General features: G+C 32.5%; 25 protein-coding genes. 13 read left to right on the forward strand and 12 right to left on the reverse strand.

Annotated elements, in window-relative coordinates; translation table 11 throughout:
• Positions 1-49: 49 nt before the first annotated feature.
• Together ACFS6I_RS12100 and ACFS6I_RS12105 are read right to left on the reverse strand one after the other, a co-directional pair.
• Positions 50-700 (reverse strand): hypothetical protein, encoded by a 651-nt coding sequence (locus ACFS6I_RS12100; RefSeq protein ID WP_380920849.1) that lies wholly within the window; start codon positions 698-700, stop codon positions 50-52.
• Between the two features lie 259 nt (positions 701-959).
• A complete protein-coding gene (locus tag ACFS6I_RS12105) occupies positions 960-1,622 on the reverse strand; it encodes a hypothetical protein (RefSeq protein WP_380920851.1) in 663 nt (220 codons plus the stop codon).
• A gap of 224 nt (positions 1,623-1,846) precedes the next feature.
• Here ACFS6I_RS12105 and ACFS6I_RS12110 point away from each other — a divergent pair, with 224 nt between their 5' ends.
• Together ACFS6I_RS12110 and ACFS6I_RS12115 are read left to right on the forward strand one after the other, a co-directional pair.
• A complete protein-coding gene (locus ACFS6I_RS12110; protein WP_380920853.1) occupies positions 1,847-2,479 on the forward strand; it encodes a hypothetical protein in 633 nt (210 codons plus the stop codon).
• A 24-nt stretch (positions 2,480-2,503) separates the two neighbouring features.
• Complete coding sequence (locus ACFS6I_RS12115; RefSeq protein WP_380920855.1) at positions 2,504-3,037, forward strand: DUF4304 domain-containing protein; 534 nt, start codon at positions 2,504-2,506, stop codon at positions 3,035-3,037.
• Positions 3,038-3,066: 29 nt separating this feature from the next.
• On the opposite strand, the gene ACFS6I_RS12120 is transcribed toward ACFS6I_RS12115, so the two are convergent.
• The 6 genes from ACFS6I_RS12120 to ACFS6I_RS12145 form a co-directional block, all read right to left on the reverse strand.
• A complete protein-coding gene (locus ACFS6I_RS12120) occupies positions 3,067-3,696 on the reverse strand; it encodes a hypothetical protein (RefSeq protein ID WP_380920857.1) in 630 nt (209 codons plus the stop codon).
• Between the two features lie 355 nt (positions 3,697-4,051).
• Positions 4,052-4,438 (reverse strand): hypothetical protein, encoded by a 387-nt coding sequence (locus tag ACFS6I_RS12125; RefSeq protein ID WP_380920859.1) that lies wholly within the window; start codon positions 4,436-4,438, stop codon positions 4,052-4,054.
• 31 nt (positions 4,439-4,469) lie between these two features.
• Complete coding sequence (locus tag ACFS6I_RS12130; RefSeq protein WP_380920861.1) at positions 4,470-4,922, reverse strand: hypothetical protein; 453 nt, start codon at positions 4,920-4,922, stop codon at positions 4,470-4,472.
• Positions 4,923-5,264: 342 nt separating this feature from the next.
• Positions 5,265-6,053 carry a heavy metal-binding domain-containing protein gene (locus ACFS6I_RS12135; protein WP_380920863.1) on the reverse strand — a complete coding sequence of 263 codons (789 nt, stop codon included), beginning with the start codon at positions 6,051-6,053 and terminating at the stop codon, positions 5,265-5,267.
• 148 nt (positions 6,054-6,201) lie between these two features.
• Positions 6,202-7,092: an Rpn family recombination-promoting nuclease/putative transposase gene (locus ACFS6I_RS12140; RefSeq protein WP_380920865.1), complete on the reverse strand. Its 891-nt coding sequence runs from the start codon at positions 7,090-7,092 to the stop codon at positions 6,202-6,204.
• 219 nt (positions 7,093-7,311) lie between these two features.
• Positions 7,312-7,761 (reverse strand): nuclear transport factor 2 family protein, encoded by a 450-nt coding sequence (locus ACFS6I_RS12145; RefSeq protein WP_380920867.1) that lies wholly within the window; start codon positions 7,759-7,761, stop codon positions 7,312-7,314.
• A gap of 509 nt (positions 7,762-8,270) precedes the next feature.
• Between ACFS6I_RS12145 and ACFS6I_RS12150 the strand changes: the two genes are divergently transcribed.
• Both ACFS6I_RS12150 and ACFS6I_RS12155 read left to right on the forward strand, forming a co-directional pair.
• Positions 8,271-8,921 (forward strand): hypothetical protein, encoded by a 651-nt coding sequence (locus ACFS6I_RS12150; protein WP_380920869.1) that lies wholly within the window; start codon positions 8,271-8,273, stop codon positions 8,919-8,921.
• Between the two features lie 27 nt (positions 8,922-8,948).
• Positions 8,949-9,281 (forward strand): hypothetical protein, encoded by a 333-nt coding sequence (locus tag ACFS6I_RS12155; RefSeq protein WP_380920871.1) that lies wholly within the window; start codon positions 8,949-8,951, stop codon positions 9,279-9,281.
• 390 nt (positions 9,282-9,671) lie between these two features.
• On the opposite strand, the gene ACFS6I_RS12160 is transcribed toward ACFS6I_RS12155, so the two are convergent.
• Positions 9,672-10,835, reverse strand: coding sequence for a hypothetical protein (locus ACFS6I_RS12160; RefSeq protein WP_380920873.1), 1,164 nt, complete (start codon positions 10,833-10,835; stop codon positions 9,672-9,674).
• Positions 10,836-10,911: 76 nt separating this feature from the next.
• On the opposite strand from ACFS6I_RS12160, the gene ACFS6I_RS12165 reads away from it, so the two are divergent.
• The 3 genes from ACFS6I_RS12165 to ACFS6I_RS12175 all read left to right on the forward strand — a co-directional run bounded on the left by ACFS6I_RS12165 (position 10,912) and on the right by ACFS6I_RS12175 (position 13,642).
• A complete protein-coding gene (locus tag ACFS6I_RS12165) occupies positions 10,912-11,235 on the forward strand; it encodes a tetratricopeptide repeat protein (protein WP_380920875.1) in 324 nt (107 codons plus the stop codon).
• A 55-nt stretch (positions 11,236-11,290) separates the two neighbouring features.
• On the forward strand, positions 11,291-11,749 hold the full coding sequence (locus tag ACFS6I_RS12170) for a hypothetical protein (RefSeq protein ID WP_380920877.1): 459 nt from the start codon (positions 11,291-11,293) through the stop codon (positions 11,747-11,749).
• 99 nt (positions 11,750-11,848) lie between these two features.
• The gene (locus ACFS6I_RS12175) at positions 11,849-13,642 is read left to right on the forward strand and encodes an erythromycin esterase family protein (RefSeq protein ID WP_380920879.1); all 1,794 of its coding nucleotides are present in this window, start codon (positions 11,849-11,851) and stop codon (positions 13,640-13,642) included.
• A gap of 750 nt (positions 13,643-14,392) precedes the next feature.
• Here ACFS6I_RS12175 and ACFS6I_RS12180 read toward each other — a convergent pair.
• Positions 14,393-14,734, reverse strand: coding sequence for a hypothetical protein (locus tag ACFS6I_RS12180; protein WP_380920881.1), 342 nt, complete (start codon positions 14,732-14,734; stop codon positions 14,393-14,395).
• Positions 14,735-15,377: 643 nt separating this feature from the next.
• Here ACFS6I_RS12180 and ACFS6I_RS12185 point away from each other — a divergent pair.
• The 4 genes from ACFS6I_RS12185 to ACFS6I_RS12200 all read left to right on the forward strand — a co-directional run bounded on the left by ACFS6I_RS12185 (position 15,378) and on the right by ACFS6I_RS12200 (position 21,748).
• Positions 15,378-15,968 carry a hypothetical protein gene (locus ACFS6I_RS12185; protein WP_380920883.1) on the forward strand — a complete coding sequence of 197 codons (591 nt, stop codon included), beginning with the start codon at positions 15,378-15,380 and terminating at the stop codon, positions 15,966-15,968.
• 169 nt (positions 15,969-16,137) lie between these two features.
• On the forward strand, positions 16,138-16,587 hold the full coding sequence (locus tag ACFS6I_RS12190; protein WP_380920885.1) for a hypothetical protein: 450 nt from the start codon (positions 16,138-16,140) through the stop codon (positions 16,585-16,587).
• A 1,913-nt stretch (positions 16,588-18,500) separates the two neighbouring features.
• Positions 18,501-21,221: a DEAD/DEAH box helicase family protein gene (locus ACFS6I_RS12195; protein WP_380920887.1), complete on the forward strand. Its 2,721-nt coding sequence runs from the start codon at positions 18,501-18,503 to the stop codon at positions 21,219-21,221.
• Between the two features lie 38 nt (positions 21,222-21,259).
• Positions 21,260-21,748: a DUF6896 domain-containing protein gene (locus ACFS6I_RS12200; protein WP_380920889.1), complete on the forward strand. Its 489-nt coding sequence runs from the start codon at positions 21,260-21,262 to the stop codon at positions 21,746-21,748.
• 42 nt (positions 21,749-21,790) lie between these two features.
• On the opposite strand, the gene ACFS6I_RS12205 is transcribed toward ACFS6I_RS12200, so the two are convergent.
• The gene (locus tag ACFS6I_RS12205; protein WP_380920890.1) at positions 21,791-22,159 is read right to left on the reverse strand and encodes a heavy metal-binding domain-containing protein; all 369 of its coding nucleotides are present in this window, start codon (positions 22,157-22,159) and stop codon (positions 21,791-21,793) included.
• A 199-nt stretch (positions 22,160-22,358) separates the two neighbouring features.
• On the opposite strand from ACFS6I_RS12205, the gene ACFS6I_RS12210 reads away from it, so the two are divergent.
• Positions 22,359-22,508, forward strand: a complete 150-nt coding sequence (locus tag ACFS6I_RS12210) for a hypothetical protein (RefSeq protein ID WP_153197979.1) — start codon at positions 22,359-22,361, stop codon at positions 22,506-22,508.
• Entirely contained in the window at positions 22,492-22,992 is a 501-nt protein-coding gene (locus tag ACFS6I_RS12215) for a DUF6169 family protein (protein WP_380920892.1), read from the forward strand. Before ACFS6I_RS12210 ends, ACFS6I_RS12215 begins: the two co-directional genes overlap by 17 nt.
• Positions 22,993-23,265: 273 nt before the next feature.
• Here the strand turns inward: ACFS6I_RS12215 and ACFS6I_RS12220 are convergent, their stop codons facing one another.
• Positions 23,266-23,526: a heavy metal-binding domain-containing protein gene (locus ACFS6I_RS12220; RefSeq protein ID WP_380920894.1), complete on the reverse strand. Its 261-nt coding sequence runs from the start codon at positions 23,524-23,526 to the stop codon at positions 23,266-23,268.
• Positions 23,527-23,675: the final 149 nt, after the last annotated feature.

Consider the following 23,675-nt stretch of genomic DNA (forward strand, 5'->3'; position numbering starts at 1 on the left):
TGAAGAATTCGTACTGGAAGAAAAAAACACTCTTTTATTGATCATGCGTTTAGTTTATCCTTTTCATTATTTTGTAACCGATATAGTCCTCTATTTTTTTGTAATTTGGATGTCTGTAATACTCGTTCCAATAACTTGTAACTCTACTTTTTGTTTGTTCCCAATATTTTATATTATTAAATATCAACTGTTTATACTGATTAATATTGCTATCAGTTATATGCTTATCTAGTTCAAAAAGTATTTCAATAACATATTCTCCAAGTAATTGCAATTTAAAAAATATAACCCATTCGTGGTCAAAACCAAATAAGTGTTTTAGTCTCTTTTCTCTAATGTATCCATTGTGATGTCTTGAGTATATGCAATTTAGGATTTGTTTCTGCGTTTCGGTCAATTCATTTTCAAGTTCTACACTTGGTTCCGCAAAATAAATTCTTGAAATTAAACAAATGACTTCACCTGTCGTCAATTGAATGTCTGTCAATTTTACATGTATTCCATTGTTAACTTTGTATCGTTGTTCATATGGATCACCATAAATTGGTTCTGCCAATGGCATTATAGCTAACACTTTTTCAACGTCTGAACACAAAAATTCCGGAAATAAATTTTTTAATTTTTGGCGATATTCATTCGTCAAGTCAGTTTCTTTGTTTTCTTGTTGACAAAGTACTTTGCTATATTTTGAATTGTCCATATTATGACGGCTAAAGATGATATACTAATGTTCTTCCCCTATAGAGAGTAAACCCTAATTCAAGCTGGTGATCTAACAATATTACTTCTTTTTTATTAGACTTTCACTATTCTTAATATGGACTCTCCGTTGCCACAATAAATGACTCTACAGTAAGAAAATTATATTTTATTGAACTTTTGGTTATCAACATAATCCTCATCGTCTGTCAATTGCTCTATCGCAACATTTTGCAAAAAAATATTGAACTAAAGAACTTTTAATTTATTCGCGGATCTATCCAGAATAGATCACGGAGTTGCAGTAGTTCTTCTATGTCCATCAAATTATAAACCAGCTCATCTTTCTCTTCTAAAGGAATCGTTATTTGTTGATCCGTTCCAAGTAAAAAAATGGTTAAAATAGCATCCTTATCATATATCGAGATATCGGATTGTACCATAGTAACATCATGTTTGTTAAACCATTCTCTTGCCTGTTCTAGATCTAGGCAGATCAGAGAGCGGGTTAGATCTTCAAGATCTCGCATCTCATCGATGATATGAGTGGGATAATTTACGCCAATATAAGCTAAATACAGAAGATGATTGCCTGTACGTAAGGCATAATTACGTATTAAGATCCGCTTTGGATCGAATGAAAAAACATAATATTCTGGATTGGAGATAAACTTATACTGCTTGCCGTAAAACTGAATTTTATCCTCCAATTCCCCTAAATGATCTATTTCTATAAATACTTCTCCATGAAGCTGCACTTCATCTATATTGTCAAGTGCATCGTCAATTACCAATAGCGCTTGCTCTTCCATAGGAACAATGCTTCCACTACAATCTAGGTGTAACAAATAATCATCAACATCAGGTACAGTTAACGGATACCATGTTGGATTTTCGTCGTCAACTGTATTTTTAGATGTCAAAATGTTATAACCGTTACGCTTTAATTCTAATAGTATAATTCTGTTCAGGGGGACAAACTTTATAAGATCTCTTGAGGATTTAGTGACTGACGATAAAACTATAAACGGTTGTGGTATGTAAGAATTAATGGTATTGCTATTATATTGGAAAATCAGGATATCTATCTAAATTTGATTTTTGACTAAAAACCTGTAAATTCATTGGAATTAACCCTCGCTCAATTATGCACAATATCGATTTGTTTAACCAATATAGAAACCTCAAACCAAAAAGAACATTTTTAATTTTTATACTTTTAACTATTTTCTATAATACAAGCTCTGCACAAAAAGATCCGCAACTTAGGGATGCCTTATCGATCATTACAAAAGCATCGATTTCTGGTGATGTTGAAGGTATTCTGAGCCAAACTTCTTTCCGCTTAATTGAAAGTATGGGCGGAATAGAACAAGCAACAAAACTGACTAAGGAAGTCTATTCTTCGCTTACAAATTATGGAATTAAATTTGATTCTGTCATCAATTACGTTGATATGGAGATATCAAAAATTGATGGGATAGCATATTGCTTTATTCCTCAAGTATTGGTAATGTCTATGCCTGAAAAAGACAAAATAGCTATCACTTCAGCGAACTTATTAGCGTTAAAAGAAGGTGAACCAGAAAGATGGACTTTCTTAAATTTCAATAAAATGGATCAGGAAAAAATTAATTTGTTTCTTCCTGAATTTAACGGTAAAATTACTCTTCCGAAGGGTTTAGAAAAAAAAACATTAGTTGTAGGGAAAGAAGAAGTAGGAAAAACTGTTGAGCAGATGATGAAACTTATAGATGAATCTGTCAAAAAACGCGACTAGTTTTAAGCTAGCTAAAAGTATGATATGAAAACAAATACTCAAGAAAAATTTGAAAAGCTCATAAAAGAAGGTTTTCATGCTACTTTAAAAGGACTGGGCTTTAAAAAGAAGGCTAATAATTTCTATCTACCCCTTGAAAAAATAGGTCACATAATAAATATTCAAAAAAGTTATTACAGCACCAAGGATGATATCAATTTCACAATTAACATTGGAATCTTTTCACCTGAGTATTGGCTAGCCTGTTTTAATTACCTAAATAAAGAAATTCCAACATTTCCAACCGAACCCGAATGTTTAATAAGAAAAAGAATTGGAGAGATTAAGAATTTGCCAGATGTGTGGTATAATATAAATGGTGTGACAGATGTCGATGAGCTCATTGTTGAAATGAAATATAATATTTCAGATTTCATTTTACCATTCTTTGAAAAATTAAACACTGTGGAGAAGCTTATCAACGAACTAGAAATATCTGAAGAATCGTTATTACATACTGCAGCTAAAATGAAATTCTTTGCTGAGCTAAAGATCGTTGATAAAGCCAAAGGAGAATAAAAAAATATCTAAAGAATAATATACTGCCATTAATATAATTTGTTGATTGGAAGAAAAAAAGAAGATGGTTCGTATCCATCTTCGATCAATACATATCCATTTTTATAAAATAAGTATGCTATCGAATATTTGACACCGAAGGATTCCAGAAATTTTTTCTTAATATAAAACTGATCTCCGGGTTCTTTTTTATATGTAAATTGACTAATAATCTTTGATATGGGATTTTCCACATGTTGAAATACTACTGGACTCTTTGAAAACATATAACTTTCAGTAACGACTTTCTCAATAAACTCTATATCTTGTTGATTATTCATAACATCTTCTAAAAAATCATGAAAAGTACCCTTGGAAGATATGTTTTCATCGTAATAATGCTTAAACCACATTACTAAACCTGTAAACATTTTACCATCTTTGGTTCTACCAAAAATAGGTAAAGTACTGACTCTCTCATAAAAGTCTTCATTATCCTGACTGAGAATATATTCTTGAATACTAATTTTTCTTCCTAATCGATTTTCTATTTTCTTAACAGATTCTACTCGTATCTCAATGTCCCTATTCGAATTATTAACCTTGACTTCTTTTGAACCGTTAGAGTTGCACGAAAAAATAAAGGCAAAAATCAAAATTATTAGAATGGTTCTTATCATTTTGTTTTCATTATTAGATTTATAAATCAAATTATGTGGATTTCTTAAGAGATTAAGATCAAATTTTTCATCATCGTAAGAGTCTCTTATTCGAGCCTTTATTTGCTCCTTCAGACATTACATGCTTACTTTTCGAAGTTTCTAGAGTCTTTAGTTGTCCGATCAAGTTTTCATCTCCAGATAATGCTGCTATTGTTTTTCTGGGGAGGAATCATAAAATTAGGAGACCGTCATTTTTACCAATGAAATTATAAAATTGATTGATACCCATTTTGTAATCAAATCAATTTATTAATCATAGTCCAAATCTTATTATTACTTATATTCTCATAAACTTGCTCTCCAATATTAAATTCTACATTACGATTGCAAGAGGCCCATCTTTAATTACTAAACTTGAGCTACCTGGGAAATCACCTTCGGATAACCTAGCGATCAATCTATTTGAAACATAAATCAGTGCAACAACTTTATTATCCAAGACCCACTTGATTTTTATATTGGTTTCATCATCAAATGTTTCGATATTCTCTTTGATAAATTCAATAGGATTTAAAAATGGTAAATTATCTGGACTGTGCCATTCTGCTTTAACCGGGCTTTTCATTGTATTATATAACCAGATATCACCAACGATTTTATTGTTAATGTATAGGTATGCATAACAGACCTTACCATCATCTTCTATTAGGAGAGAATATTCTGGCTTTAAATCATAAACAAACTTTTTAAAATAGTTCATATTTATTAAGCAGATTGTCAAAACTTTTTTATTATTTCCTCCAACTCATATCTACTTCCTTTTCCCATTTTTTCATTTGCCTAATTTTAAGGACATAAAAACTAATTGGCAAAGAAACTGAATACTTAGCAAGTTTTTTCAACAGTATTTTACTAAAAATCTCAAAATTACATTGACCTCCATCTGAATAAATTTCCATATAAATTTCAAAATCAGTAGCAGAGTTCTCAATAAACAATCTATAGTTATCTTCGATAAACTTTACAAAATCATTTTCATAATCTAAAATATTTTCCCCTGTTGAAAATTTATTAGGATGCCAAAATGAAATTCCACCATAATCATAAGTTCTATCTAAATCACAATCCCGTTTATCAGTTGATTTGAAATGTGAATCAATAATAAAATCGCCAGTAATTTTACCCATAAATTTTTCGGGAATTAAATTATCACCTGAAACTGAAATGTAATATTTATAAATCATAATCAAATTTACCAGCCACAATTATTTAAAAACCATATCTAATACTTTCCAAAAATACTTTTTTAGTAGTATGATCGAAATAGACATCTGCATTAATATTTCACTTTAATTCTTTTTTTTACGCCCTAAAAAGAAATTGGACCAACGCCAAGATGATGTTTTCATTTATAAAGCTATCGTTTTGTGATTAAAATATTCAATTCTTCTATATAAAGAATTTGATCATTAATTCCATTTCTTTATTACCAATCATACATCGATCCTTTTACAGGATAATGCTACTATACATACCAAACTCTGATCATTAAAAATAACTAACTAGAGTCCAGTTTATTGCTATGGCTACATTAACAATCCCATACCAGTCTTTGTCAAGCTAAGTACCTTCAATGCTGCCTTTTTTGCCAATAAAGATCCTGCTAACAGTTTCGCCACCTGATCGTAATCGATAAGATTGGAACTGCTGATAGCTTTGCTAATGATCTTAAACTGCGCACCGGTTAAATCATCCGACAGTAACTGTCCATAGAGTATGGCTATAGCTTGATCTTTGTCCAGGAAATCAAAATAACGGAAGAGCGTGGCTTGACGGTCTATAAATACCTGATCCTCCCCTGTTTCATTCATCGCTTTGAATAGCAGGGGTACAAATTCGGTCAATCGGGATGTAGCTATAAATTCGGCTGTAGCATTGTCCATCGTATAGATACCGGTATAGCGTTCTATGATCAAGCTTGCTTTGACTTTGTTCTTAATAACTGATCCATCGATATCTCCACCTACCGCTTCAGCTTGTATATGTTTAATTTCATTGAGCAATACAGGAGTACCGATAGCGGTGATCATAAACATCTGCGTTCCTTTGCCCGAGAGCTCATCAATATTGACGCTGAAGCCTATAACGGCATCTGCCCTATAGCTACACGCATTTTGCTTTAAAGACTCCACTACGCTCTTATATAGCTCCTGTAATTTGTTTTCATAATTGCGGGAGCGCCCACCGAAGAAGTCCACAAAACTCGCTCCTATTTCACTCAAAGCATTGGCTCCAATAACAGCTGTTGCTGAAATAGGATCAAAATAACGCAGGACTTCTCTCCCCTCGATGGTATTGGTACTGGTAACGATCATGGCGTATGATGAATACTGTTTTAAAAGCCCGAAAATAAAGCATCGCTTTGATTAAAAAATACGGGAAGCCGTAAGGAAGGTATAAAACATCTAAAGCCATTCTTGGCAGAATGGCTTTAGATGTTTTATTTTATATGATCTATTTGATTTATTTCAGTTTTTCAATCTCGTCGATGGTAAGGCCTGTAGCTTCAGCAATTTGTTCTACTGATAACGCCATCTTTTTCAGTTTCAAAGCCGTCTCAATAGCTTTTTGGTGTTGGCCTTGGGCAATACCTTCTTTTAAACCTCGATCATGTCCAAGACGCTGAGCAGTAGAATAGGTATTCTCTGCATCACGCTTATTTTTTAAACTTGCTTCGTATGCCATCTTATCCTCCGGTGTTAATTTTGCGACTTCGCCTATGTCAAAGATAAGACCAAATACCCGCTTATCCAAAAAATCCGGTATTTTATCAAGTTTACTCATGTTTTTCAATAGATATAGCCACATATCCATATCTGTCTTTATATCAGCCTCATTCTTATTAAAATTTGGTAATACTAAGAGCTTGTAACCAAGCTTTTCATAAAAAACAAGATTACTCTGCTTATCGCAAAGAGCAACATCGTAAAAATATTTTCCCGGTTCTGTTTCTCCTAACTCAAATTCTAAGATGCCAATAAAATATACTTCGGGAAGTTCGTATGTATTTCCCTTATAGCCCTTGGGTATAAGTTTATTGATAAGCCTGGAGGTATAAAAAACGGTCCGGTCTTTAAAAAAATCTTGATAAAGCTGTTGCATCTCTATAATAAAATGCTCACCATCAATACCGGTACAATAGAGATCGAAAATAACCTTCCGATCATTTTCAACATCGCCACCCTGCTCCACTGGCCGATAATGAAGATCTTGAATAATTTTCTCTCCCTCAAAGAGTCCATTTAAAAATCCAATTAAAATCGGCTTATTTTCTTCCCTGCCAAAATAGAATTTAAAGCTCCAGTCTCCACTAAAACCAACATACTTGCCCATGTTACTTTTTGTCTTTTTCATAATAATATGCTTTGCTTAAATAATTAATGTTGCTAAGCAAACATCAGAAAAACTAAAATTATTAGCCGGTTATTAAACGTTTGTTGTCGATAGTAGTCGTTTGTTGTCGGCTAGCTGGCAACAAAAGCATCAACTTGTTAACCTAGTCTTGCTTTCCGGACACAAAAAAAAGCCACATCTTACGACATGGCTTCTAGTTAATATATGAATTAAGCTTGATTATTTGTAAGAATTGATCGATTGGGATACTTTCCAGTTACCGCCGTCATTGACTAAAGTCACGAGATCTGTTTTGGTAAAACCTTCAAACTGCATGGTTACTTTGGCTATCATGTAGTCCGCTGACTCCTGTACGATGTTGGTACTTGTTTTACAGTTTAACTGCTCTCCTTTTTGCTTTTTCAAGAAGGATATAACTTCTGAACGGCTATTGGTTTTATCTTCTGATGCCTGTACTTTTTGGCTGAAGTCTGCTGTAAACAATTGCTCTACTCCTGCCGATTGACCTTCTGTCATAACCGCAACGTAATGATCAATGGCCAGATCTGCTGTGGATAAGTTGACTACTGCTTTTTTAGGATTTGATAACTCTGGTTTGCCCGCTGCCATAGTGAATGTTGATACTGCGATCAAGGCTGCTGCTGCGAATGTTTTTGCTAAAGTTTTCATAATGTCTTTATCTTATATTGTTAGTTTTATCTTATTTGTTGATTCAAAAGTAGGGTGTTAATCGTCCCAACCCTATGGCAATTAGACTAAACCAACTAAAAACTCGGTGAATGAGGGAAATAGATAGGTGAAATTATTTTAAACTTTTTTGAACTATTCTATTCGACAGGTGTTCTTATTATACAAAGCGATAACAAATATACTTTCAGCATGAAAGTGGATAACGATAAATGACGTAGTACAGTAAATAAATCCAATTGCTTGAAAACAATTTGGATGATGAAACAAAAAAGAGGAAACGATAAGAAACATAAAAATTACTGTGCAGTTGAACGCCAAGATAAAGGGTCTAATGAGAATTAGGCCCTTTTGATGTTTAAAAATGGCCTAATTCTCATAATGATTTACAGTGTTAATATATCATTTTATACGTAACTTAATACGATTGAATTTATTGGATATGGTATTCAATATTGACATTTTTAAATCTAAAATAGCACAAAATTACAATGAATATATTTTTTATAGTTATAACTGCATTATGGATATGTCCATTTTTAAGTTATATTATTTACCAATTGACAAAGGGAAAACCAGTATTATTAAGAAGAGTATTATGGTCATTAATTGTCTTGGATTTATTGGCTATTGTGGGAATGAGAGTTGGTGTATCTACATTATCTACTGAAATAAACTGGGTTATTATAATGACTATTTATCTTACAATTAGTTTATTATTTTGGATATTACAAGATCATAAAAATAAATTCATCAAAGTGACAACCATCATTCTTATGTTATTTACCTTTTTTTTCGGCATGTTAGCTGGGTCCATTGGTGCACTTGGAACTGCATTTATACTAGGTGAATATGAGGCTAAAATGTCAAAAAAGATTGCAGCTAGCCTAACTTATACTGAATTTACATTGGGTAATGCACTAAATGATTACAAAGGTAAACGTATTGAAATTGCTAAAAAAATCGCTTTCTTTCCCGTTTTACAATATTTGATCGTAAAAAAAGAATACTACGATATTAACGCCTATGCGCATGAATTAAATGTAAACTATAGTCAGGATAAAAATATATTAATTTTATCTACATGGAATAATAAAGATTCAGAAAACAAGCTGTTCCCAGATACAATCGTCGTAAATTAATCATACCAAGTCTTAAAAAATAAAGCAATGAACTGGACACCGATAACTTTTGAAGAACTAAAAATTGAGATCTCAAATGGTGAACATAAAATGGATCAGAATCTTTTAGATTTTTGGAATAAAATAAAAACTGTACCAAAAAAATGGTCTGAAGCTGAATATGGAGATGAAGGAAATGGTTTTTGGGTAGTAGCAAAATTTAAAAACTTAGTAGTATATTATAATGATATAGAAGAAGGGTTTAATATTTCTGAATTCAAATATGAAGGTGAAATACAAGAATACGGTGCAGAACAAGATGAATTAAACTTTGCAATTTATAAACTTGTAGAATTAAAAAATTACTTGTTTTTATCGTAATAACTACAGAAAAACCTAAAGGATTCATGTATCATAACAATCTAGCTGTCTCCAGATCGCACTTAAAGTACTGGCTCCAATTGCAGCTGTTGCTAAAATGGGATCGTTGTAGTGATCGGTTTGATTAAAAAATACGGAAAGCCGTAAAGAAGGTATAAAACGTATAAAGCCATTCTTGACAGAATGGCTTTATGCGTTTTTTTATATCCTATTTGATTTATTTCAGTTTTTCAATCTCGTCCATGGTAAGGCCGGTACCCTCAGCAATTTGTTCTAAAGGTAAACCCATCTTTTTAAATTTTAAAGCTGTCTCAATAACTTTTTTATACTCGACGACATTCACTAAAGTATGAAATGTGATGAATAATAAACTTTAGATAAAGTTATATGTTACTTAATGTTCAAAAATCTTTTAAAGAAAGGTATAAGAAATAGATTTAGAGCAGTCGGATCATAGATAAAGCCATGCCCGCCTGATTCTACCATCTCTAAATGCCACCCTTGTGCAATTACACTTTTCTCAGAATAATATCTTTGTATGTTATCTTTTGGAAATACATTATCATCAATTGCGTTGACAGAGTATAGAGATCTTGAAGCATCTATTTTTTTCCAATCTATGGTATCTACTTTTAATTCGCAATTGCCTGAAAATGTAAAGAAAGATTTAAATGGTGTCTTTGATTGACTCGCAAACCAAAACGTCGCTGTTCCTCCGTTAGACATACCACCCAGATATATTTCCTGATCCACTAAAGGATATTTTCCTTTTATTTCCTCTACGATATCAAGGATTTGATAAAAGGCCTCCTTCTGATTAACCCAACCATAACTTTTTTTACCAAAGGGATAAATAACAATAAAACCTAAACTATCGGCAACTTTGAATATTGGTTCGCTGGAAATTGCTGATTCTTGATATGAAAATTCAGGTGTAGAAACAACTCCTCCATGCAAAAACACAATGGTCTTTAGATTTTTAATATTGATTGATTTTTTAGGCAAATATACCAAATAAGGAACTTTAAAAGTTCCTGAATCATTCCAATAGAGCGAAAAACCAACGCTAAGTGAACCATTATTGTGTTTTACATTTTCCCCATTTCTCTCAATCATTTGGAACCATTGCTTATCTTTGAGGGCTTTATCACTTTTTTGGTTATTCAGTTTTTCAGAAATCTGAACTAAAGATGCTTGATATTGATGTTGATCTTTAAGTCCAGGAAAATCGCTAGCATTATTAAAATATTCATATTCGCCATTGCTTAACCCCAGCCCTAATTCAACTCCTTTACTGAACCAATTTAATGCCAATTGGATACTATCTAATTTATAGGCAGCAACCATAGCATTTGCATAATCATATTTACCAATCGAGTCATGCTGCTTGAAAGCTTGGCTAAAATCACGCAATGCTGACGCATATTCATGCGAGGTCAATTTAGTCGATGCACTTTGCATTAATTGTGAATAGGTCATCCCATCCAGCGGTACCGATTTCTTATTGTTTACTTGCGACAAACAGCAATAAAAAACCAAGTTTAATGCTAACATTAATATGTTGGGTTTAGTACATAATATCATGAACAATTTAGTTGTTAAATCTATTAGAAAATATTATCAGAGTTTAATGCTAATATATATTATTTTTGGTGAAGAGTGGGTTCATCACCTGGATTTATTTTATTATGGTATCTCCCAGTACGAGCAAGGGAAATATGATATGGCAATTAAAACATTTGATCGTACCTTAAATAAATATCAACAGTTTTCTGACGCAAAGTATTATAAAGCCGTTTCATTAATGCATCTAGATAATACGGAAGCTGCTTCAAAATTATTAGAGGAAGCGGAACTAGATCGAAAAAATGGATACACGATCAATGTAGATAATGCTATTTATGAACGGTATCCTTATCAACTTAGATATGACAGTTCTGGTTTATATCAATAACAAAATGCAACTGTCACCAACTTTAAATTTGTGCATTAATAACTAACAATTTAACATGAATAAAATTAAATCCAAATTATTTAGAAAAGTAAATACTAAGACATTTAATGTTCATCATAAATTTGGTGGAGATTATAAAGACACTCGTAATAGCAAAAAAGAAATATTTGGACAAGCTGAGGGAAAGATGTCTGCTAAAAAAGAGCGAGGTTTGGATTACACACCACTTTACAGATTTTTAATATCCAAAGTTGGATCTGATTGGAATGATGTTTTTAGTGAAGCAAAATCTAGGTTAGATAAAGATGAACCAATATTTGTAATAGTTGCATTAAAAGAAAACGAAAAGCATGACTTTGTGAGGATTGGAGAGTCATCTTATTTTTCAGGCTTATATGTTGATAATAACAATATTTTAAAATTGTGTAATCCTGATCTAAAAGCAAAAGATATGAAACCTTTTTGTTCTTGCTGTACCCATACATTTAATGGAAAACTATTTGGAACGGAATAATTACAGACGTTGCTAAAAAAATTGGTTTTAAAAGTTTAGATTACTTTGATAAAATAGCTATCTTGTGCTTACCATATTATAGACTACGACCAAATAAAGATGCAACCATTACAAAAACTAGCGTTATTACTCCTACTATCCTGCAGTACATCTATAGTATCAGCACAGACATACTTAAATTTAGATTTCGAAACCATGAGTGGCAATCAGATAAGAAGATGGACCACTCTAAACAATGCGGCAGTATACACCCTAGACAGCGTCGAAAAAGTTGGCGGAAACTATAGCTACAAAATCAGCAAAACAAATCCCAATGAAAAAAGAGATGCTTTTTTTGTAAATATATTACCGTCTGAACTCGTAAAAGGGAAAAATATTATTCTAAAGGGACAAATAAAAACAGAAATTAAAGAAAAGGCCGAAGCAGGTTTATTTCTAGTTGCCTACGATAAAACTGGAAAACCAATTCAGCACGATGATATGACTGGGAAACGGATTAATCATACTTCATCGTGGCAAGAAGTCAGTATTTCAGCCAAAATTGATTCCAATGCCTCAATAATTTCTATTGGAGGGGCTTGCTATGGTGGAGCCTCGACTGCGTGGTTTGACAATTTTGAACTCTTCATCGATGGTAAAAAATACACGACTCCCGTACCGAGAACTGCCGCCCTATCTAAAAATGAACTAGCTGTATTAAAAAAATACTGCTATCCCTTAAAATCATTTGATCCAAATTTTGACAATAATGCAGATCTAGCGATCCTAAAAAAACTAACGAAAGGTGCCAATATTGTATCTCTTGGCGAATCTACACATGGCTCCAGTGAAATTTTTAAATTGAAGCACCGCATCATAAAATACCTTGCTCAACAGGAAAAATTCAACGTACTCGCTTTTGAGGCCAATATGCCAGAATCCGCTGAGGTAAATAAAGCGATACTAAAAAAACAATTTGATCAAATCAACCTGATTGAGAAACTACATCTTTGGCCTTGGCATACAACCGAGGTTCGAAACCTACTGAACTGGATGCAAGATTATAATCAAGGTCAACCAAAGATTGAGTTTGCCGGTTTTGATATGCAAAATTACAATAAAGCAATGGAAACAATAAAGCAAGCGCTCCAGTCGAATGTTGACATCCAGAAGGATTTATATGAATTTGAATATTTCCTCTCGAACATAGCATACCAGTACGTATATGAGAAAGGTAAAGTCTCTTTAACTGACGAACAAATTCACCGTATCGCTGAACTCAATACATCGCTAAAAACGATGATTCAAAAAAGTAATAGTAATGCAACAGACAAAGACTGGCTCATACAGAATTTGAGAATTATAGAACAATACCTCGATCAGAAAATTGGGGTTGGAAATCGTGAAGAGAAAAGGGATCGTCAGATGGCTGAAAATATGTTATGGCTATCAGCACATCGTCCTGATTCAAGAATTATAGCATGGGCACATAACGGTCATATTTCTAAAAGTCACATCAATTTAGATAAAAGTTTCCTTGATTCGCCGAGGGGAATGGGAAGTTATCTCGCAGACAGTATATCCGATAAATCTATAAGCGTAGGTTTTACTTTTTATGATGGTTCATATACGGCTGGTGGTCCACAAGATCTATCTACCTATGCTGCAGAAACCGCTTTCCCTGGAACTTATGAATATTTTTTTAATCAGGTGAATGAACCTATTTTCATCCTTGATCTCAAAAAAGTAAAAGCAGAGAAACCTACTGAGCTGAACTGGTTATTATCAACCTTACCATTCAGAACTGTTGGAGCAGAAAAACGAAAGCATGAATTTCGCGACACAAATATTATCGATGCCTTTGATTATCTCATATTTATTAAAACTTCAACAAATTCTCATTTGCTTGACTAAATGTGAGATAGATCATTAAAATCTATTCATACAATAATTAACTCTGAAAATTACTTCAACGAATTATTTTCAGAATTAATTAAAACAGGTATTTTAATCAATATAGATGAGTTTCCATTTAAAACTCTAGTATTGAAAAAAAAATAGTAATTCTATAAATGACGATATCATTATGCGTGTAGAACCATGAAATTACCCAAAATTTATTTAGGTTACACCTAGAACAAAATATAGTCTTCTCAGTTATTCAGATAATAAATAAAAATAGTATACTTGAGAAAGATTAGATTACAAATAAAATCCAACCTCCTTTTAACGAATGAAGTATTTTAAGACGATTATCTTAATAATAACAACCATAGCGTGTTCAATTAACATCAATGCACAGCAAAAGACATTAAAAGATTATAAGCTGCTAGTCACTTTGGAGAATGCCCCTTTTGATACACTTTATTTATTAGATTATACAAATGACAGGGACGTTCGCATAAATGGCAAGAAAAAAACAAATTCACGTGGGAAATTATAATCCCTGATAGTATCGTCAACAACTCTGAGAATATGATACTAAAGGTAAGGGACGATGACCCAATTAATAATACAACAACGAATATACGTTTTATTACCTCCCAGAATAAAAATCTAATCCTTGAGGCATTCACACGATTACCTCATAATTCAGCAGCTATCCTAGGACTGCTACACGACTATAGTTTGTGGTTGGTTTTTGATAAGTACCGATTGCAAACTCTAGTCGAATATAATAGCATCAAGAAGAATATTGGGTGCAAAGTAGGCGTTGCTTACTGGTGGTTTCGGGCTTCCCGGACTTTGGTAATACTCGTGATACTGGCCAGTCTCGTTGAATGAAAGCATGGCTGGAGAACCTTTTCTCTCGAACAGGATACCATTGGCCATCGGGTCTTTTACTGTTCCGCTTGACCAAGATACCTCCTTATAACTCACGTCTTTTAACTGCACAACGGCACCGCTTTTAAACACAAGGGTAACGGATATAGGCCCTCCTTGCTCCAAAATTGTCATAGGAGACTCCTCTCCCTCGCTACTTTTCACTATTTTTTCTTTTTTCATATGATTAAAATCCTTTTATTTATTCAAATCTTACCGATAATGTTTTATAGCTAAGTAAAGTAGCGTCTTTAATTTCATTACTAATTTAGTAATTGTTTTTCAGATAATTAATACCCCGTTACAAAAAAAAGAAGAGAAGGTTTTCACCTACCCAGAACCTTAGAAAAAATAGTTAATCAATGTAATAAACAGCAAAATTAAACCTGGACCAGTTCGGATTTCACAGATACTTTGAATCGCACTGTTAATGAAAAAAACAAAAGATTGGAAGTGGTAATTGTTAACGGTCGAAATACCTACATAAAATACAAACCTAAAAAAGAAAGTATTGATAAAAAGGTTGACTAGGATTTATTATGTCGATCTTCTTAATCAATCGCTCGAATCTGTTCGTGGATTACCTTTTCGTTGATAAATGATTCGATATGCGGCAACGGTATATCTTTCAGATATTCATATTGCGATACATGTTATAATGGCATAGTCACAATACGACCGAATCGTTTTGTTAGCGTAGCGCTGGGTGGTTAATTTCTTTTCAAATGTTCGAAGTATCCTCTCGCTATTCGTAACAAAAATAAATATACATATCTTATTTTCAATCAATTATAATTTATTTTGAAATTTTAACCGTATTTCGTCCATGGATGCGGATTTGCGAAATAGTTTGTATATTGGTATCGCAAATACAATTGTTGTATGCAATATGAAAAAACTAGACGTTAATTTAATACTTACAGCTATTTCCTTGATTATAGCATTTGGTTACGTGTACTTTTATATGTTATCTGGGAGAAATCAAAATCCCTTAACTTATAGATATCAAAAAGTGCTTAATGACAAAAATCTTATAATAAAACATTTAATTTTCGGTTGCTCACTTTCTTTAATTGGAATTGTAAGATTTAGTAGTTTAACGCTTGAGACCTATCTTTTCTCTCCATTAATATTTATTATTCTACTTTTACTTTCAAATACAGTAATCAAAAAGATTTACAAAAGAAACATCCTAATTGAAACTTTTAATAGATATAGTTTTGCTCCTAGATTAAACAAAAAAGCAACATTTCTTGATATATCATTTGGATTGTTAATTGGCATAATAAGTTTAGTAGGTCCTGTATTATTAAAATATGACAAATTTGATAAAATTAATCAAGAAAGAAGAAATTTTAAATCACAAAAACATACTGCATACTATAAGGGTTTGACGCAATGGCGAGTTAAGTCTTAACTTAAAGTTTCGGCTTTCTATTCCGCAAAAAGCCAATTACATTGGCTTTTGCTTACTTTGTCGCTAAATTGAAACTTTTCGCTTCAATTTCCGCAATTGATGCCAAAGCCCGAAACGTTAGCGGTAATGCTACAAGAAGAGTCCAACTATATCATCCCAAGTTTAAACAATGAATATTACACCCAATTATACAGATTTAGGTCTTTCTTCCCCAATGAGTATCGAATTACGAAAGGTTGTTGAAAGCCAACTTTTATACGATTTGATAAACTATAGCATTAACTGTGAAAATTTAAAATTCGATTGGTCTGAAAGTTGTATTGAAGGTCATCTAAGTGAACATTTAGATAGTTTACTTGAGAATTATTCAGGAATTAAACTATTTGACGAAAATGACAATCTGATTTTTGAAGGGTGGATGGAATTTATAAATGACTACGACGAAATCAATAATTGTAAATATTTCATCGCATTTTGGGATTACTTAGACGTTTACGAAAATGGATCATTTGTAAATATTAAAACTGAGCCAGGTTTACCAACACATATTTTGAAGATTTTACCGGAGAATTTAAAACTAAAATTCAACAATGAACAATTTAATAAGCACTACCGCTAACAAGGTATTGCTAAATATCACCTTTATAAAAACTTATCTAGCTTAACAGTCGGTTCTAATACATTAATGCAAAAAATGGAATTAAAATCATTAACGTTTACGCTGCTGTAATTACAAGTATAACTTCTAAAAAGTTTAGACCTATTTTTTTTATAAAAACAGTAGTGTCATAAACGATTATTAAAAAGGATAAAAATAGCGGTGTTTAGCTATTTAAAAAATGGCTAACTTGAAGTTGCAAAAAATCACACTGAAGTTATAAGCTAACCAAAAACCTAAATGACGTTTTCAATCTTAATAATGATATATGTCCACAGTAAATGAAACTCAATATCTAAAAAAATCTATAAAAATATTTAGATTTTATGCCATTGGTTTATTGGTATCCATTATTACAATTATTTTTTTTAAACCACTGAAAGAAAATTACTCATTCCTTTTTGATATCCTTGTAGGATTGCCAATCTACATTACACTATTTCTAGCTCCTAGAGGTTTATATTATAATTGGAAAAGTTACAAAGCTAAAGAAGAGCCTAGAAAAAAACGAACATTGTTCTTCATGGGACACCTTTTCTTTTGTACATTAATAATACTACTGATTATGTCAGTAATTAAGGATCTGTCCTCTCTTAATTGGTAAAAAAGATTGCGATATAAGCTACAAAAGTTTGGGAAATTGATTTAATCGAATAAGATTATAATAAACATTAAATAAACTTGAAACGATGCTTCCTCTAGACGATGAGTTTTTGATAATATATAGCGCTTATTTCCTGCTATTTTCCTACATGGTTTACGGGATTATAAAAGGTAAAAGATTAAACAAAATAGGTTTGACCGTGATTCTATTAACAAGCTTATCTTTGAACCTATATTTATATCTTGATCCAGATAACTTTAAAGGTGATGGATCTTTAGGTGTTTGGTTTTATTCCTGGATCTTATTTTTGCTGACTCTAACAATCACAATAATCTATCAGATTATTGTAAATAGAAAAAAGTAATAATAACTTTCTGCAACAACACAAATAGTACAATTTCACTCTAATTTGTCCATATTAAAAGTCCAGTACAAAACCGATCATTAAATAGTCCCAGATTTAGTTGAAGTGATAAAAACTTGTTAATTTTCTATCACTTCAAAATAAAGTTATTGAATAGATCTGTACAAATAACAAAGTTTATTTGAATTAAAATGAATTAGCAAAATATTGGTATCAAAATCAATATAATGTTGACTACTATAAAACAATACATACAGTATACTATTCCATTAATTTTAAATCCGTAAAAAATTGCTTCTAAAATAAATAACATGAATGGATTACTATACGTAAAGATCTTATAGATTTTAAAGTAATCCAAATTAGTGTTAAAGTGTAAAAACTCTTTAAAAACCTGATCATAACACCCCTTTATCCACTGGTTTTCTACTGACATAAAGAGTATCACAAACATGCAAGCACAAGTTAACCAATAGATACCTTTAATTATTTTCTTATAAATTTCCACCGCCTAAATATTTATTAGATTTAACATCATAGAACTTAATAATTGTAGTGCCGGAGCCTCTGTGAAAAGGAATATGAATCTGAAGCCTTCCCATTTTTCAAAAATTGAATAAATATAAAAATATGCTTCAAGAAACCAAAGATTCTTTCGCGTGTATTTATAAATTCTACTAATTTCATATAATTATATATCACAACAAAATTCGCCGATTGAGATGTATTAGCGATAGTTTTTGTACATTAGTTTTGTCAAATCGAATTTAACCAAATAAGCTGCCTGACAACAAAAAATAGGTTGCACTGAACTCGAAAAAGCAGATACCAATGGACGTAATATTTAGTGAAATAACATTGGATAACAATGTTTCATGATATGACTTTTTAAAACTTACAGATAAATTGACAGAATATCCTAAAGAAATAAAATTTAAATACAGTTGGAGAAAATACCAGCAACGTGTGCTTGACGATTTGCAGGACCATTTAACTGATGGACATTTACACGTTATTGCTCCTCCAGGTTCAGGTAAAACAGTTTTGGGACTCGAAGTTGCCATTCGACTGAACAAACCTACTTTAATTCTTGCTCCGACAATCGCGATCCGTAATCAATGGATACAGCGTTTCTGTGAACTCTTCTTGCAAACTGCACAAACACCCGAATGGATTTCGAGAGATATTCGCAATCCAAAATTCATGACCGTGGTAACCTATCAGGGATTACACGCTGCTTGTAATAATTGGAGAGCTGACGAAGAAGAATTTGAAAACGAAGAAACGGACGAAAATCGGAATGGGAAGTCAACAAATCTAAATCTTGACAATATTGTAAGTGGACTAAAATCCCAAAACATCAAAACAATTGTAGTGGACGAAGCACACCATTTAAAAAACGAATGGTGGCAAACACTTACAAAAGTAAAAGAACAATTAAAACCAATGATCGTCGGCTTGACAGCGACTCCGCCCTATGACGTTACTGCTACGGAATGGCAACGCTACATTGACTTAAACGGACCTGTTGATACAGAAATTTCTGTTCCTGAATTGGTAATTGAAGGCGATCTGTGTCCACATCAAGATTATGTTTATTTCACTTTGCCAACAGAACAGGAAAACCAAAGCATTGTTGATTTTAGACAGAATATTGAAAAGATTTTCCAGGAAATAAAAAATGATGGAACGATCATCGAGGCAATCGAACAACATCCGATTTGGCAAAACCCAACGGACCAATTGGATTGGATTTATAACAATCTCTCCTACTACTCGGCTTGCTTGATATTTTTACAATCAAACGAAAAGGAAATTCCTGAAATACACCTTGAGGTTATTGGAAATAAAAAATTTAAAATTCCAGAACTTGATTATGAATGGATTGAAACGCTTTTAGATTTCTATCTCTACAAAGAAAAGGAACACTTCAAAACATTTGAAGAACACAAAAAAACTCTCGAAAATAGATTAAGAAGATACGGTGCGATCGAAAGACGGCAAATCAGCTTTTCGCACAACAAACGAGTGACAGGATTTTTGACTTCGAGTATTAGCAAACTAAATGGGATTAAAGAGATTGTTGATTTTGAATATAAGAAATTAGGTAAAGACTTACGATTGGTTATTCTTTCCGACTATATCCGCAAAGAATTTTATACCAGCTCATCTGAAAATAATTTCGAACATAACAAAATTGGTGTCATTCCGATTTTTGAAAAATTAAGACGAGAAAACACAGATAACAAGAAAATCGCAGTACTTACGGGTTCAATGATAATTATTCCTCTTAGTGCTTATCCTGCATTTGAAGCAAAAGCAGCACACCTCGGAATTACGCAAATCAATTCAAGTCCAATTCCTTTTGACAGCAATTATCTTTTAATAAGCCAAACTGAGCAACTCAAACACGATATCGTTCATTTAGTAACTCAAATCTTTCAACAGGGAGAAATAGAAATCTTAATTGGAACAAAATCATTACTTGGTGAAGGTTGGGATGCTCCTGCAATAAACTCTTTAATCTTAGCAAGTTTTGTGGGTTCGTTTGTACTTTCCAATCAAATGCGCGGCAGAGCGATAAGATCGCAAAACGGAAATAGCAGCAAAACTGGAAATATTTGGCATTTGGCCTGTATTGATCCAACATCTCCAACAGGAGGAGACGATTTTGATTTACTAAAAAGACGGTTTAGAAGTTTTGTCGGTGTTTCATTCAAAGAAGAACCAGGAATTGAAAATGGAATCGGACGTTTAAACTTATCAGAAAACATTCACCATAAAGAAGAAACGGAGAAAAATAATGTTAAAATGTTTTCTTATGCAGGAGATAGAGAAAGTTTAAAACAAAGATGGAAAACTGCTCTCGAAACAGGTGTTACACTTATTGAGGAAATCAAAATCCCATTCCCCGAGGAGAAAGAATACAAGGCTGTGAAGTCAATGTATTTGAATAAGACTATTGGTAATCTCTTAGCAACTTTAGGTTCGGGATTAGTTGCTTTTGGTTTAGAAAGTTTGCAAGGTCTGGGCAGAGCTGCAAGAAATATAAAAACGATACAAGATTTCTATATTTTCCTTGCAATTTTTGGAGCAATAGGAATGGCTATTTTTGGTAGACTAACATTCAAAACATTAAGACTATATTTCACATACAGAGACATTTCAAAGGATATTCAACAAATTGGAGATGCACTTTTAAACTCGTTGATTAAGGCTGGAGTAATTAAATCAGACTCTTCAAAATTAAAGATTGAAACTTCTGTTGATAATTGGGGCGCTGTTTACTGTCATTTAGAAGGTGGAACAACTTTCGACAAATCAACTTTTATAAATGCACTTCAAGAAGTAATCGCACCAATTGACAACCCGAGGTATGTGATTATCAGAAAAAATAGATTTTTGCTTTTTGCTAAGCAAAAAGACTATCATTCTGTTCCTGAAATACTCGGACGAAACAAAAACTTAGCTGAATATTTTCAAAACCAATGGGAAAGGCTTGTGGGAGGGTGTGACTTGATTTTTACAAGGACAATTGACGGAAGAAAATTACTTTTGAAATCAAGAGTAAAATCATTAGCCGCACAGTTTGATGAAAAAATAGAACATGTAAACAAATGGCGATAACATAAAAACCTCCACTGAAGGTACTGTAATAATTAATTATGCGAGAATTAAATTTGCTTATTGAAGTAATTCAAGCTTTTGAAAACAAAGCAAACGAAATGATAAAAATTTTAGCTCATGAATTTAATCTTGATTTAAATTCAGATCAATCATTTCAAAAGCTAATAAATAGAGAAAATAATCTGTGGAAAGGTAATTTAAAAAACAATTGGACATATTGTTTCCATGGGGATGCCTGTGATTTTGAAAATAAAAAAACAAATCAATACTTGCATGTAAAGATTAATAGAAAAGGAAATTTTGGTGCAATTGATCATTTCTATTTATATAAATTTTTACAAACTAGCGAATCTTTAAAATCTATTCATACAGTTATTAACTCTGAAAATTATTACAACGAATTATTTGAAGAATTAATTAAAACAGGTATTTTAATCAATATTGATAAGCTCCCATTTAAAACATTAGTATTAAAAAATAATAATAATTCTTTAAATGAGGATATCATTGTGCATGCAGAACCATGAAAATAACTAACCAACCTAGCCCACTTAATTAGCATCTACCGCCTATGCTTGTATATGTTTAATTGCATTGAGCAATACAGGTGTACCGATAGCGGTGATCATAAACATCTGCGTTCCCTTGCCCGAGAGCTCATCAATATTGACGCTCAAGCCTATAACGGCATCTGCCCGATAGCTACGGGCATTTTGCTTTAAAGACTCCACTACGCTCTTATATAGCTCCTGTAGTTTGTTTTCATAATTGCGGGAGCGCCCACCGAAGAATCCCGAAGGGATCTGCGAAGCAAACAAGACAAAGCTCGCTCCTATTTCACTCAAAGCATTGGCTCCAATAACAGCTGTTGCTGAGATGGGATCAAAATAACGCAGGACTTCTCTCCCCTCGATGGTATTGGTACTGGTAACGATCATGGTGTATGATGAATACTGTTTTAAAAACCCGAAAATAAAGCTTCGGTTTGATTAAAAAATACGGGAAGCCGTAAGGAAAGTATAAAACATCTAAAGCCATTCTTGACAGAATGGCTTTAGATGTTTGGCTTAAAGAATTTTTACAGCATAACGCTGTAATATAGATAATTAATGTTTTTTTTATTATCTTTGTGATAGTATGAAAAAACAAGAAATTAAAAAGCAAGTGATTATAACTTCAGTATCTCAAATGATTGCTGATAAGGAAGCTGTGCGTTCATACATGAAAGGTAAAACAACACTTCAAGAACTGGATAAGAAAGGTATCAAGTTTGCAAAACCATTATAATTACGTTTTCGATAATATTACAAATACGTATAACTTTGTAACAAGAAATTCTATTTTATACAGGGTTGCGTTTGTGGTGGATGAAACTTTTTCAGCAATATCTGGAGAGACCATTCCCAACATGTTCCAATTAGTTGTAGAAAAAGCAACTGAAACTCTTGAATCTTACGATGCTAAAGTTTTTAAGACAATAGAAGACATTGTCGAAAAATTTTTCCAAACGGTTGAAAATTCGTTAATATATATCTGTTCTGATGATGACAAAAAATCCAAATTGCGTCATGACATATTTGATAGATGGTACAAAAATTCTCCATATCATCATGCTATAATAAAACTTGACAATATAATTAGTTTCAATTTAGAGAACCAAGAAACCCAAAAACTTTATACATCGATGATGTTTCATAAAGATAATAGCAATTCGAAAAAGATAATCCATATTTATACTCAGATATCAAGTGCATTGCTTGATGAAAAATAATTTTTCATCGAAGACTCATAGGATTTTTTCATCCATCAATAACCTAACAATCAATACAATACAAAAAATGTTCATTATTCATAATTGGATTTACACAACATTTTAATGTCCCTCCGGCACCATAATATTTGCATTGTTAAAACACCAATCTATTCCTCAGGGACTGCATCTCAATTGCTATTACATCGGCCCGATTGTAATAACCATAAACAATCAGCATGCCTTTGCCCAAGCGCTAATCAATATTGACGCTGAAGTCTATAACGGCATCTATTAAAAGCTATCCGCATTGTGCTTTAAAGACTCCACTACGCTCTTATAGAGCGCCTGTAATTTGTTTTCATAATTACGGGAGCGCCCACCGAAGAGGTCCACGAAGCGAGCTCCTATTTCACTCAGAGCATTGGCTCCAATAACAGCTGTTGCTGAAATGGGATCAAAATAACGCAGGCTTCTCTCCCCTCGATGGTATTGGTACTGGTAACGATCATGGTGTATGATGAATACTGTTTTAAAAGCCCGAAAATAAAGCATCGGTTTGATTAAAAAATACGGAAAGCCGTAAGGAGGATATAAAACAAATAAAGCCATTCTTGACAGAATGGCTTTATTTGTTTATTTTGTCCCGTCCTGAAATAAGTTGACATCTAACTCAGCTTATTATGAAAAAAGAACTAAAGAAC

This window comes from Sphingobacterium anhuiense (assembly GCF_042686355.1).
In the GTDB taxonomy this organism is placed as follows: Bacteria; Bacteroidota; Bacteroidia; order Sphingobacteriales; family Sphingobacteriaceae; genus Sphingobacterium; species Sphingobacterium anhuiense.